The sequence below is a fragment of the Algibacter sp. 2305UL17-15 genome (genome assembly GCF_040720935.1).
GTDB lineage: Bacteria > Bacteroidota > Bacteroidia > Flavobacteriales > Flavobacteriaceae > Jejuia.
Genome location: NZ_JBFDAE010000014.1, coordinates 17088 through 32330 on the forward strand (window position 1 = coordinate 17088; position 15243 = coordinate 32330).

19 protein-coding genes are annotated in these 15243 nt (G+C 33.2%); 7 read left to right on the forward strand and 12 right to left on the reverse strand.

Features of this window, described 5'->3' with window-relative positions; all coding sequences use genetic code 11:
- Positions 1-218: 218 nt before the first annotated feature.
- Positions 219-1334: an ATP-binding protein gene (locus ABXQ82_RS14425; RefSeq protein WP_367061149.1), complete on the forward strand. Its 1116-nt coding sequence runs from the start codon at positions 219-221 to the stop codon at positions 1332-1334.
- A 536-nt stretch (positions 1335-1870) separates the two neighbouring features.
- Here ABXQ82_RS14425 and ABXQ82_RS14430 read toward each other — a convergent pair.
- From ABXQ82_RS14430 to ABXQ82_RS14450, 5 genes are all read right to left on the reverse strand, one after another.
- Positions 1871-2362, reverse strand: coding sequence for a DUF192 domain-containing protein (locus ABXQ82_RS14430; protein ID WP_367061152.1), 492 nt, complete (start codon positions 2360-2362; stop codon positions 1871-1873).
- 2 nt (positions 2363-2364) lie between these two features.
- Positions 2365-3288 (reverse strand): prolipoprotein diacylglyceryl transferase, encoded by a 924-nt coding sequence (gene lgt, locus ABXQ82_RS14435; protein ID WP_367061155.1) that lies wholly within the window; start codon positions 3286-3288, stop codon positions 2365-2367.
- Positions 3289-3352: 64 nt separating this feature from the next.
- Complete coding sequence (locus tag ABXQ82_RS14440; RefSeq protein ID WP_367061158.1) at positions 3353-4480, reverse strand: peptidylprolyl isomerase; 1128 nt, start codon at positions 4478-4480, stop codon at positions 3353-3355.
- 1 nt (position 4481) lies between these two features.
- Entirely contained in the window at positions 4482-5030 is a 549-nt protein-coding gene (gldI, locus tag ABXQ82_RS14445; RefSeq protein WP_367061161.1) for a gliding motility-associated peptidyl-prolyl isomerase GldI, read from the reverse strand.
- Entirely contained in the window at positions 5023-6042 is a 1020-nt protein-coding gene (locus tag ABXQ82_RS14450) for a bifunctional oligoribonuclease/PAP phosphatase NrnA (RefSeq protein WP_367061164.1), read from the reverse strand. The genes gldI and ABXQ82_RS14450 overlap by 8 nt, the downstream gene beginning before the upstream one ends.
- A gap of 87 nt (positions 6043-6129) precedes the next feature.
- On the opposite strand from ABXQ82_RS14450, the gene ABXQ82_RS14455 reads away from it, so the two are divergent.
- Positions 6130-6549, forward strand: coding sequence for a nucleoside-diphosphate kinase (locus tag ABXQ82_RS14455; RefSeq protein ID WP_367061167.1), 420 nt, complete (start codon positions 6130-6132; stop codon positions 6547-6549).
- 217 nt (positions 6550-6766) lie between these two features.
- On the opposite strand, the gene ABXQ82_RS14460 is transcribed toward ABXQ82_RS14455, so the two are convergent.
- From ABXQ82_RS14460 to ABXQ82_RS14490, 7 genes are all read right to left on the reverse strand, one after another.
- Complete coding sequence (locus ABXQ82_RS14460) at positions 6767-6958, reverse strand: cold-shock protein (protein ID WP_367061170.1); 192 nt, start codon at positions 6956-6958, stop codon at positions 6767-6769.
- A 495-nt stretch (positions 6959-7453) separates the two neighbouring features.
- The gene (locus tag ABXQ82_RS14465) at positions 7454-7645 is read right to left on the reverse strand and encodes a cold shock domain-containing protein (protein WP_042242688.1); all 192 of its coding nucleotides are present in this window, start codon (positions 7643-7645) and stop codon (positions 7454-7456) included.
- Between the two features lie 74 nt (positions 7646-7719).
- Complete coding sequence (locus tag ABXQ82_RS14470; protein ID WP_367061174.1) at positions 7720-8016, reverse strand: DUF721 domain-containing protein; 297 nt, start codon at positions 8014-8016, stop codon at positions 7720-7722.
- Between the two features lie 232 nt (positions 8017-8248).
- Positions 8249-8548: a type II toxin-antitoxin system RelE/ParE family toxin gene (locus ABXQ82_RS14475; protein WP_367061177.1), complete on the reverse strand. Its 300-nt coding sequence runs from the start codon at positions 8546-8548 to the stop codon at positions 8249-8251.
- The gene (locus ABXQ82_RS14480; protein WP_367061180.1) at positions 8541-8792 is read right to left on the reverse strand and encodes a type II toxin-antitoxin system ParD family antitoxin; all 252 of its coding nucleotides are present in this window, start codon (positions 8790-8792) and stop codon (positions 8541-8543) included. Before ABXQ82_RS14480 ends, ABXQ82_RS14475 begins: the two co-directional genes overlap by 8 nt.
- A gap of 204 nt (positions 8793-8996) precedes the next feature.
- Entirely contained in the window at positions 8997-9596 is a 600-nt protein-coding gene (locus tag ABXQ82_RS14485) for a hypothetical protein (RefSeq protein WP_367061183.1), read from the reverse strand.
- A 566-nt stretch (positions 9597-10162) separates the two neighbouring features.
- A complete protein-coding gene (locus tag ABXQ82_RS14490) occupies positions 10163-11242 on the reverse strand; it encodes a DNA replication/repair protein RecF (RefSeq protein ID WP_367061186.1) in 1080 nt (359 codons plus the stop codon).
- A 112-nt stretch (positions 11243-11354) separates the two neighbouring features.
- On the opposite strand from ABXQ82_RS14490, the gene ABXQ82_RS14495 reads away from it, so the two are divergent.
- The 5 genes from ABXQ82_RS14495 (at position 11355) to mutL (ending at position 15240) form a co-directional block, all read left to right on the forward strand.
- Entirely contained in the window at positions 11355-12125 is a 771-nt protein-coding gene (locus ABXQ82_RS14495; RefSeq protein WP_367061372.1) for a tetratricopeptide repeat protein, read from the forward strand.
- A gap of 12 nt (positions 12126-12137) precedes the next feature.
- Positions 12138-12623: a 6,7-dimethyl-8-ribityllumazine synthase gene (gene ribH / locus ABXQ82_RS14500; protein WP_367061189.1), complete on the forward strand. Its 486-nt coding sequence runs from the start codon at positions 12138-12140 to the stop codon at positions 12621-12623.
- A 217-nt stretch (positions 12624-12840) separates the two neighbouring features.
- On the forward strand, positions 12841-13068 hold the full coding sequence (locus tag ABXQ82_RS14505) for a hypothetical protein (protein WP_367061192.1): 228 nt from the start codon (positions 12841-12843) through the stop codon (positions 13066-13068).
- Positions 13069-13085: 17 nt separating this feature from the next.
- Positions 13086-13385 carry a hypothetical protein gene (locus tag ABXQ82_RS14510; protein WP_367061195.1) on the forward strand — a complete coding sequence of 100 codons (300 nt, stop codon included), beginning with the start codon at positions 13086-13088 and terminating at the stop codon, positions 13383-13385.
- 7 nt (positions 13386-13392) lie between these two features.
- Complete coding sequence (gene mutL / locus ABXQ82_RS14515; protein WP_367061198.1) at positions 13393-15240, forward strand: DNA mismatch repair endonuclease MutL; 1848 nt, start codon at positions 13393-13395, stop codon at positions 15238-15240.
- Positions 15241-15243 lie beyond the last annotated feature (3 nt).

Here is a 15243-nt window from a genome sequence, read left to right on the forward strand (position 1 = left end):
TTTTTAAGCGTCATTGCGAAGGAGGAACGACTGTGACAATCTGTAAAATTCTAGTTCTAAACTAAAGTCAGTTCTCCTTATTCTTAAAAAAGGATGCCGCTGCTATCCCTAACGCGGGTTTGTCTGCAATTGTCATTAATTAACCCGCAATTAGAAGAGCGCTTGAAAAGTATCAGTAAACCAAATTTAGACTAATTTGAGGATTATAATCCCTGAATATGATTAAAAGAGATTTAGAGGCGCAAATTAGTAACCGTTTTGGTAAAGGAAAAGCTATTTTTTTAATTGGGCCGAGACAGGTTGGTAAAACTACTCTTTTTAATAAGCTATTGAAGGATAAGGAACATCTATTTCTCAATGGAGATGATCCAACAGTTAGAAAATTACTAACCAATCCAAATATAGAGGAACTTAAAAATATCATTGGAAATAATATTATTGTTTTTATTGACGAAGCACAACGCATTGATAATATTGGTTTAACCTTAAAGTTAATCACGGACCAACTGAAATCTGTACAATTACTCGTTAGTGGTTCATCTGCTTTCGAACTTAATAACCAAACACAAGAGCCGTTAACAGGACGAAAATGGGAATACCAATTATATCCTATCTCGTGGAGCGAATTTGAAAATAATGTTGGCTATCTAAAAGCACAACAGCAGTTAGAATTGCGTATTGTTTATGGCATGTATCCAGATGTTATCAATAATTTTGGAGATGAAAAAGACATTCTAAAACAATTAACGGATAGTTATCTCTACAAAGATGTATTGAGCTATGGAAGTATTCGTAAACCTGAAATTTTAGAAAAACTATTACGTGCCTTAACGTTTCAAATCGGGAGTGAAGTAAGTTATAATGAATTGGCACAATTGTTAGGAATCGATAAAAAAACAGTATCTAATTATATCGATTTGCTTTGTCAGGCCTATGTTGTTTTCAAGCTTCCAAGTTTTAGTAAAAGTTTAAGAAATGAAATAAGAACCAATCAGAAAGTATATTTCTATGATACAGGCGTTAGAAATATGATTATTGGCGATTTAAATCCGTTAGAAATTCGTCAGGATAAGGGAAACCTTTGGGAGAATTTTTTAATAGCAGAACGATTAAAATACAGAGCTTATACTAATGCTTTGGCAAAAGGCTATTTTTGGAGAACTGTGCAGCAACAAGAAATTGATTATGTAGAGGAAGAAGCTGGAACAGTTACAGGATTTGAAATAAAATGGAATCCTAAGAGTAAAGTGAAAATCCCTAAAACGTTTCAGGACACGTACCAAACAAAAGTAAAAGTGATTACTAATGAAAATTTCAGGGAGTTTTTAAAATAGAATGATTATGAATTTAATTCTGAAACTATAAATTCAATAAATTTATAGATGACAAAAATTACTAGCCATAATTTAAATTTAAAAGTCTAAGGCCTGCGAGGTTTTAAAACCCTTGTAGGTCTATTTTGTCAAAATTATTTAAAAATAAAAACGACTGTAACACAATACTGTTAATAGCAAGTTCAAAAGATTCTGCTTTTTTATTCCCAAACAAAAACCCCAGCTCCTCAATACTCTTTCTGGAGAAATTTCAGATATCTAGATATTTCCCTCGAAATTTAGGTTGTAAGTCTTTTAAGGAAATTTCTATAGTTTACTAATCCCCAGAAGTTGTAAAATATGTGACATAAAAAAAATAATCTTTATTAAACAACAGTTATGTTACTGAAACCAAGACCCTTCAGGTTTTAAAAACCTGAAGGGTCTGAAAATATCAAGGTTATAAATTAATTGACTACCAAAAATTTAAGAATATATGTTTCATTTATTATGTCTAAACATTTTTATAAAAAAGTATGTTTGTTTCGCGTGTAAATTTAAAGAATGTCCCAATAAACAGAATCTCCAACTTGTAACCCCAAATCATCAACTAACCCCGCATTAATTTCTAAGACATATTTTGCAGGAGCTTTTGAAGGCAATGAGGTTTCATCAAATGGTTTAGCGTTTTTTTGGAAACTTACAATAGATTTATTCGCATTGATATACACCAAATCCAACGGAATTCTGGTGTTCTTCATATAGAAAAAACGTTCGGTTTCATCATCAAAAACAAAAAGCATCCCTCTATTAGATGCCATTTTATTGCGGTACATCAATCCCGTTTGAATATCAAAATCGGTATCTGCAATTTCAATATCTAACTTAGCTTTTAAAGCATCGGTTTCGGTTTTAAAAATTGAAAGCTCGCCTTCTTTTTTAAAAGTAACTTCGGTTTGCTTAATTTTGGATGTTTCCTTTTTACAGGATAAAACACTAACACTTAAAAAGGCTATACTTAAAAGAAATATACCGAGCCTCAGTTTCATAACTAAACTACAAGTGTTTTAGGTTTATAACCAAACATAAAATAAAGACCAATGAGAATAAAAGGGATGCTTAACCATTGTCCTGTATTTAAACCAAACCAATTAATATATTCTTCCCCTTGAGGTTCTTTAACTCTTTCAACAAAAAAGCGAATCGTCCAAAGTAACACTAAAAACAAGCCAAAAAGGAAACCCGTTTGATCTCTCTTTGTAGTTCTTGAATAGAAATACAAAAGAATTAAGAATACAAAAATGTAACAAAACGATTCGTACAATTGCGCAGGATGTCTATAAGGCACAGCTTCCAGTAATTCTGGATTATTAGCAACGGAATTATAAGCTTCTTGGACATTTTTAATGCCTGTTTTTTGAACTATTTCGTATTTATTATAATAGTCTTGAATAAACCGAACGCCTAAAGGAAAATCGCCAGAGGCTTTTCCAATGATTTCAGAGTTGATAAAATTTCCAATTCTTATAAATACAGCACCAGAAGCTACTGGAATTACGATACGGTCTAAAATCCATAACACAGATTTATATTTATATTTTCGACGGTACAAGTACATTCCAACAATAATTCCTATGGCTGCACCATGGCTTGCCAATCCTTGAAAACCTGTGAATTCAACCCCGTTTTTAAAACTAAAAGGTAAAAAGATACTCCAGAAATCTTGAGAAATTAATTCAGATTGATAGAACAAAACATGTCCTAAACGCGCACCCAACATCGTAGATAATACCACATAAATAAACATAGGGTCTAGGTGGTCCAGAGATACTTTTTCCTTGGTATAGATACGTTTCATAATGTACCAACCCAAAATAAAAGCAACAACCCACATGAGGCTATAGAAGTGTATTTTGAAATTCCCAACAATATCTATTCCCGTAATAGGGTTCCAGTCGAATTTTAATATGTGCATGAATCTATTTTTACCGTGTAAATATAAGTGATTAGAACTATTTAAGTGTTAAAGTTATGCTTAGCTATTTAGCAAGACTCAAAATTTCAACTTCAAAAATAAGATTGGTTTTTGGAGGAATACCTCTGTTTCCAGCTTCGCCATAACCTAAATGATACGGAATGAATAAGGTGGCTTTATCTCCAACTCGTAATTCTTTTAAGCCTTCTTTAAATCCTGCAATCATACTAGCGTCTGGACTTAAATCTGCTTTGATAGGTTTATAGGCATTGGCAGCTTTTTTTCTTTCGTTTACAGCTTCCAAAGCTTCGGCTAAACTTAAATCGCTAGTATCCAAAAGTTTTCCGTCTTCAAAGAATAATGCATAATGCGTCATAACCCGAGAAAACTCTTTAAGTTCTTCTCCTTTACCTTTTTTTGAAACATAATATTTTAAACCAGAGTCTAGAGTGGTGGCTTTTTCTTTTTGTAAATTATGTTTTGCCTTTGTATCATTCAAGATGCGCTCTTTTCGTTTGTTTTCATCTTTCTTGCGTTTTTCTTCAATTGTAAAATGATTTTTAAAAACGTCTGGGGCATCAAATTTTTTAGCGTGTTTCCCTTTTCTAATAATTGTTAATTGATTGATGATAACACTATCTATGGGTTTATCTCTAGGGTCTGTTTTAACGTTTGAAATAGAATCTTGAATATCTAAACCAATAACCAGTTCGCCAAAAACACTATGCTTATTGTCGAGATTTGGTTTAGGGACTTCGGTAATGAAAAACTGACTCCCATTAGACGCTGGACCAGAATTTGCCATCGATAAAATCCCAGGTTTATCGTGTTTTAAATCAGGATGAAATTCATCCATAAAGCGATATCCTGGATTTCCCGAGCCTGTTCCCGTCGGGTCACCACCTTGAATCATAAATTTATCTATAACCCGATGGAAAATCAAGCCATCGAAAAACTTTTTGTTTTTGTAGTTATCATCTACCAAAGTATTTGTGCCTTCGGCTAACGAAATAAAATTTGCAGAAGTAACGGGCACTTTTTTGTAGTGTAATTTTGCAACCATAGTGCCTTTGGAGGTCATAAATTCAGCATATATACCATCTTTTAAATCAGGATATTGCGATTTACAATTAAAAAGGCATAATGCAAAAACCGCTAGTAAACTAGCAGTTAAAGTATTCAATCTATTCATATTAATTTTCTTGAGATTTGGTAATAGAGTTTACGGTAACTTCACATATTAAAGGTACATTTGTGCCAATTTTATTTTCATCGCCATAATAACCATAGGCTTTTTGTGATGGAAACAAAAATGTAACAGTTTCTCCAGATTTCATCAATTTTAAGCCTTCTCTTAAACCGGTAAACAGTTCTTGTCTGTCCATGGCATAATCAAGGTTTTTGAAATTAGTTTCTGGATATATGAAGTTGCCTTTTAAATCTTTTAAGTTGTAGGAGAAATTTACAATATCACCATATTTCGGAGTAAAACCTGTTGCTTCATCTGTTTTGGTATTATAATGGTACCAAAAACCATTTTCAGAAGCAATGTATGTGTTATCGCCATTTTTTGATATTATGTGTTCTATCAATGCCTGTTCTTTAGCATTGAGTTTTTTGTTTCTTTCAACAGAGGCATCGATAAACGATCCGGTTCTAACCGATTCTGGTTTGCGTGCTTCGGGCGTTTTACAAGCTAAACAAGCGAGGAGTAAAGCTGTTAAGGTAAGTATTTTATTCATTATTCAGGGGGTCTTTGTAACTAGGCAATATACTAATAAATTTTTCAATAGTTTCATTTAGAGAGACTTCGCTTCTTCCGCCAGCAGCGTTATTATGTCCGCCGCCGTTAAAATGTGCTCTGGAAAATTCATTGACAGAAAAGTTGCCTTTTGATCGGAAGGATATTTTAATAATACCCTCTTGTCTGTCTTCAATAAAAATTGCTGCAAAAACAATGTTGTTTAAGGATAGCGCATAATTTACGATGCCTTCAGTATCTCCTTTTTTATAATCGAATTTTTGTAACTCGTTTTGGGATAATGTAATATATGCTGTTCTAAGTTCTGGAAGCACTTTTAAATTGGTCAAAGCACAGCCTAGTAATTGTAAACGATTATAGCTATTTGTGTCATAAACGTTGTTATGCACATCTGCATTTTTTACGCCTTTATCTATTAACTCAGCAACAATACGATGCGTTGTGCTCGTAGTTGAAAGAAATCTAAAGGAGCCTGTATCGGTCATGATGCCTAAATAGAGGCAGGTTGCAATGTCCTCATCAATTTTATCGGTATCATCTAGCATATCGATAAAATGATATACCATTTCGCAAGTAGAACTCATATTTACATCACTATATATGTAAGTAGCATAATCGTCTGGTTCTTGGTGGTGGTCTATTAAAATTTTAATAGCATCGCTACTTTCCAAACTTGGTGCCATTTTCCCTGTACGATGAAATGCATTAAAATCTAAAGTGAAAATAATGTCAGCATTAGAAATTAAAGTGTTGCATTCTTCGGTTTGAGTATCGTATTTTAGAATAGTTTCTTCTCCCGGAGGCCATTTTAAAAAGTCTGGATAATCATTTGGAGTAATGACCCTGGCATTATGATTTAGCTTTTTAAGATAATGGTAAAGCCCTAGGGTAGAACCAATAGCGTCGCCATCTGGATTTTTATGTGGTACAATTACAATGTTTTTTGGAGTACTAAGAAGCTGTTTAATAGCTTTGATATCGTTTGTATTCATAGGAAACGAAGATACAATTTTTTAAAATTCAATAGACTTGTTTATAAATAGAAATGCATTACTTTTGCATCAAATTAAAAAAATAAAATGGCAACAAATAGAACATTTACAATGCTTAAACCAGATGCAGTTGAAAAAGGGCATATTGGTGCAATATTAGAAAAAATTTCGGCTTCAGGTTTTAGAATTGTAGCTATGAAATTAACTCAGATGACTACGACAGATGCTGAAGCATTTTACGCGGTACATAACGAACGTCCGTTTTTTGCAGATTTAGTAGAATATATGACACGCGGGCCAATTGTAGCGGCAATCTTGGAAAAAGAAAATGCAGTTGCAGATTTTAGAACATTAATTGGAGCTACAAATCCTGCTGATGCGGCAGAAGGTACGATCCGTAAATTATATGCAGATTCAATTAGTGAAAATGCCGTACACGGAAGTGATAGTGATGATAATGCGGCTATAGAAGGTGCTTTTCACTTTTCTGGTAGGGAACAGTTTTAGATAAGATTGTCAACCTGCGAGGTCTTTTTTTGACCTTGTAGGTTTATGAAATTTATATCTACAAGGTTTTTAAAAACTCGCAGTAAAAAACAAAGAAAGCCCGCAACATTTGTTGCGGGCTTTCTTTGTTTTAGAAAAATGTAGTTTCCCGTGCTCACGGGAATGACAAATTTATTTGAACATCTGAGATAAAAATCTCAGATTGTCTTTTTTGCAATTAGATTACTTTCACGTTTACCGCGTTTAATCCTTTTCTGCCTTCCTGAAGATCAAATTCAACGTTATCGCCTTCGCGAATTTCATCGATTAATCCTGAAATGTGAACGAAATGTTCTTTGTTTGAACCTTCTTCTGTTATAAATCCGAACCCTTTAGAATCGTTGAAGAATTTTACTGTTCCTGTACTCATGTTTTAAAATATTAAATTATTAATACTTAATAGTAAGCAAAAGTAATGCCATGTTTGGAAAATACTCCTAAAGTATTTTCTCAAAGAAGATTTAGAAAATTGGCATAATAATAATAATCGATATATCTTTAAATCCACTAGTGTCCGATTGAATTTCACTCCTAAGGAGCTTTATAACATGTTTTGCTTTGGTCTATAGAGATTACGCTCCTCTGGAGCTAAAAAAATCCCATAGTGATGGAATCTTTGTATCAAAAAGATAAGAACTAAAAAATAAGCCCCAACGGGGCGACATCTTAAAAACAGCTTATTTGGTAAGAGTAAGAGGTTTCTAAGTTTTTTTTATCGGATACTAATAATTTAAATAGATACTAGCTATAAGTTAAAAATCCTTTCTATCGCAGTTCCTTCCCTTTGGCAAGGTTAGGATGGGACATAAAAAAAGTCTATCAAATAAATGATAGACTTTTAATTGTAATTGTTAAAAGTATATTCTTAGATTACTTTTACGTTTACGGCGTTTAATCCTTTTCTACCCTCTTGTAGATCGAATTCTACTGCATCACCTTCACGAATTTCATCGATAAGTCCTGAAATGTGTACGAAATGTTCTTTGTTGTTGTCATCTTCAACGATAAATCCAAATCCTTTAGAATCATTGAAAAATTTTACGGTACCTTTACTCATTGTATTTGTATTAAAATATTTAAGCCACAAATATACTACATTTTATAATACAATATTAGTTTTTATTAAAAATTTTATCTCAAAACCAATTTCTTAACAATTTCCTTACCTAGCTCCTCATTAAGCATGGTAATTATTTTTTGTGTGCCATAAGTTAATTCTTCTCGAAGTACGCTAGAACTTAATTGAATATAAAGTGTGTCGCGCTCTAATTTAATGGAAGTCGTGTAATTATTAACGCCATTACCCATTAATTTTGCCCATGCTTCGGCTACATTAACTTTGTTTAAACCTTTTTCTAGTTTGTTGGTTTCTACAAATTCTTTTAATGCGTCGCTTATGCTTATGTGTTCGTTGTTGCGTTTTGCCATGTTTAACTTTTAAGAAATTAACGGTTTTGTATAGCTGCATTGGCTACGGTCTCGGCTATGAGTAGTTGCGTGGTTTAGCACTTAACTTTGCATGTACACACCAAACTGAAAATAGGCTGCACCCCAATGATTAGACAAATTTATAATTAATTTTGATTTTAAAACAAACTGAAAATCGTCATTTTAACCGAAATTGCGAGTTGTGCAAGGTTACCATTGTTGTGTGCAGTTTTTATTCGGTCATTCTTTTCTTTAAATCCACTCTTTCGTGCAGTATTCTCGTGATTTCCACATAATTTTTATCCAACGTTCTGTAAAATATTATGTGTCGGTTTGCTTTAACACCGAGAAGTTGCTTTGATATTCCTTTGTAGTTTTTTCCTAAATCTGGGTTTTCCGCAATTTCCCCACAATTAAAAATCAGTTCATCGTAATATTTGTCAGCCTGTTTTTCAGACCAAACCTCAAATGTGTAATCCCAAATCTTCGATAAATCTTCAACAGCTTTGTTGGTCAGTTTATATTCAGCCATTCGAGTGCTTTTTGGCTTTCAAAGATTCTAAATGTTTTTTTGGGTCAAAATCGTGAGCAATTCCGCTATCGATTCCTTCTTGTATTGCGTTTTTTAAAGCAATCACTTTACTTTCTTCTTCTTCTAAAAGTCTTAATCCAGCACGAATAACTTCACTAACGTTTTTAAACCTTCCTTCACTTATTCGGTTTTGAACGAATTGGTCAAAATAATTTCCGAGCGATATTGATGTGTTTTTGCTCATTTGACATAAATTTATTCAAATATACCAAAAATTGGTATAACAGCAAAATCTTGCTCAAATGTCTTGTCCTGAAATATGCTAACGGTTACGTATATGAAATGTTGCGTGTTTGTGTGCGAGGATTTTCCGAAGGAAAATCAGAAGCTAGCAAACAAAGCAACTCACATTGGTTAAGCATAAAATAGCAATTTTTTATATACAATGTTAGCCACAGTTATTTTTGTAGGTTTTATAAAAGTTTTCATATTGAGTTCTTAATTCAGAATCGGTCTTCATACTTTTAGATTTATCCAATAATTCTTTGATTTTAGTGCAATCCAGTCCGTCATTAAAATACATCAAAGCTAGATAGAAATTGGCGTAAGAAATCCAATAATCAGAATCACAATTCCGAATCATTTTATTTAGGATATTTTTTCCTTTGTCAAATTCCGCTAATGTTAAATAAGTCCGTGATTCATTAATATAATTTGGCCAATAAATTGGGTCTAATTCTCGCCCTTTTTTAAAATACTCAATTGCTTGTTCGTATTTTCTTTGAGTTGCAGAAGTCGTTCCTAATTCGTTATAGGTTATTGGATGTTGCTCAATTTTTAATGAGGATTGAAAATAAACCATCGCTGAGTCATATTCCATTTTTTGATATTTTTCAAGTCCTTTATCATAAAGAGATATTGCAGAATCGTTTTCGATATTCTGTTGTATTTCGGTATACGGATTATGTTTTTTTAAAGGGCCTCGCTTTTCGGTTTCCGATTTACAGGAAAAGACTAATAGTATAATTAAAATCGAAAAGTATTTCATTTAGTAATATTTGGCTTTAATTGTGGCTAACAATTGTGTAACAGTTATTTTTGTGGAACAGTCAATTTACTTGGGGCTTGTCTTGTATCAAACAACCGTAATATTTCAATATTGCTGTTATTTGATATTCTGTAATATAATGTATTGTGTTTAGTTATAATGATTTTTCTAATTAGTAAATTCTGATTTATGATAGGAAATATTTCTGGGTCTCTAAGTATGTAATCAACAGTCTCATCTATTTTATTTAGGAACTGGTCAATTATTTTTTTATTCCATTTTTTTCTAAGTATTCTAGAATTTTTTCTAAATCTTAATCAGAAGCAGGAGACCAAATGACTTGTTTAGCCATGAGCGTACTTGGTTCTATGCTTTGAAATTACCGCTTTATAGGGTTTTCCTTCTTCATTATTTAGTTGTTCAATCCCAAGTTTTAGAACTCCTTTTTGAGCTTCATTCAAGTTGTCCCATTAAGCCGCTTCGAATCGTTTTCCTTTTAAGTAAAAATATAAAATCAATGGTAAATACACTATAACAATGTGCTTTTATTTATCAAAGAGACTATTCTACAACTTAAAAACCTCATAACTTTGATGCACCTGCTTCACAGCATCTTCGGTTCTATCGGCATGTGTATCACTGATAAATAGTTGTCCGAAGTTTTCATCATCAACCAATTTAATAATTTGTGCTACACGTTGTTCATCTAGTTTGTCAAAAATATCATCCAATAATAAAATAGGATTCACACCACATTGGGCTTTTATAAAATCAAACTGCGCTAATTTTAAAGCAATTAAAAATGATTTCTGTTGCCCCTGACTTCCGAATTTTTTAATTTGATGCCCTTCAATATTAAACACCAAATCGTCTTTATGAATCCCAACGCTGGTATAATGTAATGCCTTATCTTTATTGATGCTTCTGTTTAATAAGGTATTTAAGTCATCTTCAAATAAATGACTTTCATACACTAATTCTACGGCTTCATTGCCATTACTTATCGCTTCATAACGCGACTTAAAAATCGGGATAAATTCTTTTAAAAAGGCATCTCGTTTTTCAAAAATAACAGTTCCGTAGTCCGTTAATTGCGTATTGTAAATTTCTAAAGTGTCCTTATTAAAGGTATGGTTTAAAGCGAAATATTTCAACAATGCATTCCGCTGTGCGAGTACCTTATTATAATTTATCAATTGCGATAAGTACTTTTTATCACTTTGCGAAATAACGCTATCTATAAACTTTCGGCGTGTGCTACTACCTTCAATAATTAAATCTCTATCTGCTGGCGAAATAATAACTAGCGGTAAAAACCCAATGTGCTCGCTGAATTTCTCATATGCTTTGCCGTTGCGTTTTATGACTTTTTTTTGTCCGCGTTTAAGGCTCACGATTATTTTTTCATTTTTATCGTCTTTAATATACTCACCACTCACTACAAAAAAATCTTCGTCGTGCTTTATATTTTGGGTAGCCACAGGATTAAAATAACTTTTTCCGAAGGATAAATGGTAAATAGCGTCTAGTATATTGGTTTTTCCAACGCCATTATTTCCAACAAAACAGTTTATTTTTTCGTTGAAATTGAAGGATTGACTTTCAAAATTTTTATAGTTTACTAACGAAAGTGATTTTAAAATCATGGAGATAGGAACTCAAAGCGGGTTTAATTCAAAAATATAGCAAAATAACAAATAAATAGCCTTTTAAATCAGAAGAAAAATTATATTTTTGCGCGATATTAATTTTGAAGCTATGGCAACTTATAATAAAAGAGGATACAAACCAAAAAACAAAGCAGAGAAGGAGCAGAACATCGAGGAAGGCTCTACTACTGCAGAGGTTTTTAACACGCTGGATGAAACTGCTTCTAAAACAGAAGCGTTTGTTGCCAAAAATCAAAAATACATTTTTGTGATTATTGGTCTTGTAGCAGCTGTGGTTTTAGGATCGTTGGCGTATAAGGAATATGTGGCGAAACCAAAGCAATTGAATGCTATGAACGATATGTTTCAAGCACAAAAATTCTTTAACGAAGCTGTAAATGGTGTCGCAAAAGATTCTCTATTTAACCTTGCATTAAACGGAGGCGAAGGTAAATTCGGAATGCTGGATATTATTGAGGAATATAGCGGAACGCAAGCGGCAAATCTAGCAAACTACTATGCGGGTACTGCGTATTTAAGGTTGAAGGATTACAAGAATGCAGTTTCTTATTTAAGTGAATTTGAAAGTGAAGATGAAATATTAGCACCTTTAGCAAAAGGAAATATTGGCGATGCGTTTGTACAATTAAACCAGCCTGAAGATGCTTTTGAATATTACGAAAAGGCAATTGCAATGCGAGATAATGGCTATACAACGCCTATGTATTTATACAAGGCAGGTGCTCTAGCTTTAGAACTAGGAAAAGCTGATAAAGCATTATCTTATTTTAAACGCATAAAAGACGATTATCCAAATTCTAGCGAAGCATCTACAGTTGATGTATTTATTGGAAAAGCAGAAGTTTTGGCAAGTAAGTAAAACCATCGTAACATGGCAACTGCAAATAAAAATTTATCCGATTACGATAAAACCACAATCCCAAACGCGAAGAACTTTCGGTTTGGGATTGTTGTTTCAGAATGGAATGATACCATTACAGAAGGCCTTTATGAAGGTGCTTATAATACACTAATTGAAAATGGTGTTGAACCTTCGAATATTATCCGTTGGGATGTTCCAGGAAGTTTCGAGTTAATTTACGGCAGTAAAAGAATGCAAGAACAGATGGTAAATGCCGTGATTGCAATAGGTAGTGTGATACAAGGCGAAACCAAACATTTCGATTTTGTTTGTGAAGCCGTTTCTCAAGGCATTAAAGACCTGAACGTCATCCATGAAACACCAGTAATTTTCTGCGTACTTACCGATAATAATCTGCAACAAGCCGAAGAACGCTCAGGCGGAAAACACGGTAATAAAGGTACGGAAGCTGCCGTTGCTGCTATAAAAATGGCGGATTTACGGGAGAATAGTTAGTTTACAGTTTCAGTTTTCAATTACAAGTATTTTAATCCGTGAAAATCTGTGGAATCCGTGTCTTTTTTCTCTGTGAACCTCTGTGTTCCTCTGTGAAACTCCGTGAAATAATATCTTTATTTCAGAATTCACATCACATTTTGTTAACAATTTTTAGCAGTTCAATCCTATATTTCTAGGCATTTTTAAGTATTTTTGATAGCTAAGCATAATACAAATGTTTAAACAGCGAAAACATAAAACTTTTACCTATAAATCACGGCTTTCAAAAGAAAATGATGAACTTAAAGACGGTGATGAAACAAAAGATTTTGCTTCAAGATGGCGCAAAGCACAAACAGGAGATAAAAGAAAATTAAGAGGCGGAATGTCTATGACCTTTTTAATCTTGGCTTTGGTATTATTATTGATTTGCATGTACTTGATAGAAAAAAATTACATGTAACTTAAAACTTAGAAATCATGGGACCAATAAAATTTACTTTAATTAAGAGATTGCCTAGAAATAAAAGGTACAACTACACACCTAGACATTATAAAGGGAAAGAACATACTAATGAATTAAATTACCCAACAAAGTTTGATGCCTATTCAGAAACTTTAAATAAGGCTGATTTTTCTGGGCAATGGCACGAAATGAGAGCTAAAAGTAGAAATAGGGATAATTCAGGGTTTAATAGAACTATACTAATTTTAATAGGTTTCTTTGTTTTAGTATTTCTTTATATTATTGATTTCGATTTATCCATTTTCTTTTCGTAAATAATATATGGCAGACATCATTCAACTTTTACCAGATCACGTAGCAAATCAAATAGCCGCTGGAGAAGTTGTACAACGACCCGCTTCGGTTGTTAAGGAATTGCTTGAAAATGCTATTGATGCTGGTGCAGATAGTATCAAGTTGATTATAAAAGATGCTGGAAAAACCCTGGTTCAAGTCATTGATAACGGAAAGGGCATGAGCGTTACGGATGCTCGTTTGAGTTTTGAACGTCACGCCACTTCAAAAATTAGAAATGCCGATGATTTATTCAAACTAAACACTAAAGGTTTTCGTGGAGAAGCTTTGGCAAGTATTGCTGCTATTGCGCATGTAGAGTTAAAAACCAAGCAAGAAAGTGATGATGTTGGGACTTCTATTGTTATTGAAGGCAGTACTGTTGCATCTCAAGATGTGGTGGTAACACCCACGGGAACTTCAATTTCTGTTAAAAATTTATTTTTTAATATTCCTGCGCGACGCAATTTTTTAAAATCAGATACGGTAGAATTGCGACATGTTATCGACGAATTTCATCGTGTGGCGTTGGCGCATCCCAATATAAGTTTTGCGCTGTATAACAACGGAAGTGAAAGTTTCAATTTACCAATTAGTAATTACAGACAGCGTATTGTAAATATCTTCGGAACAAAAACCAATGAAAAATTAGTACCTGTTGAAGAAGATACCGAAGTGTTGAAAATTTCGGGATTTGTTGGAAAGCCCGAATTTTCTAAAAAAACTAGGGGCGAACAGTACTTTTTTGTGAATAATCGTTTTATAAAAAGTGCTTATCTCAATCACGCCATTTTATCGGCATTTGACGGTTTATTGAAAAACGGTACGCACCCAGGTTATTTTTTAAACTTGACCGTAAATCCACAGACCATTGATATAAATATTCATCCCACAAAAACTGAAATAAAGTTTGATGATGAACATACGCTTTATGCCTTGTTACGTTCTGCTGTGAAGCATAGTTTAGGACAGTTTAATATTGCGCCAGTTTTAGATTTTGAGCGTGATGCGACTTTAGATACGCCCTACAGTAAAAAGAACGAAACAACTCAAACGCCTAAAATAGAAGTGGATCGGAGTTTTAACCCGTTTCAAGAATCAAAACCTTCTGGAAGACAGACTACTGCTTTTAAACAAACTCCAAATAATTGGGATAGTTTATATGTAGGTTTGGAGTCGAAAGGTACCATGTCTCAAAATGATTTTAGTGAAGTTAGTTTTGAAAGCGACCAATCGGTAAGTTCTTTATTTGAAGAAAAGGAACAATCTGAAACCGCGAGCTCTACATATCAACTGCACAATAAATACATCATAAGTGCCATAAAATCTGGAATGTTAGTAATTGACCAACATAGAGCGCATCAACGTATTTTATATGAAGATTTTTTACAGGATATAACGGTCAAGGTAGGCGTAAGTCAGCAATTATTATTTCCGTTAGAGTTACATTTTTCGGCTCAAGAATTAGAGATTATAAAACAGGTTCAAGAAGATTTAGAACATACAGGTTTTGTGTTTTCTAACGTTACTGATGAATCGATTGCAATAAAAGGTGTTCCAGTAATAGTTCCAGAAAGTGAAATTTCAATTATTTTAGAACAATTAATTAGCGATGTGCAAAACGAAGTACCAGAAGCTAATTTTAGTGCCACGGATTTACTGGCAAAATCCATGGCAAAAAGTTTAGCGATTAAAACAGGACAATCGTTACAAATAGATGAGCAAGAACATATAGTAAATAGGTTGTTTGCCTGCAAAGAACCCAATGTGTCTCCTACAAACCGAGTAACATTTGTTACTGTTGGCGTAGATGAATTGGATAAAAAGTTTATTTAAATT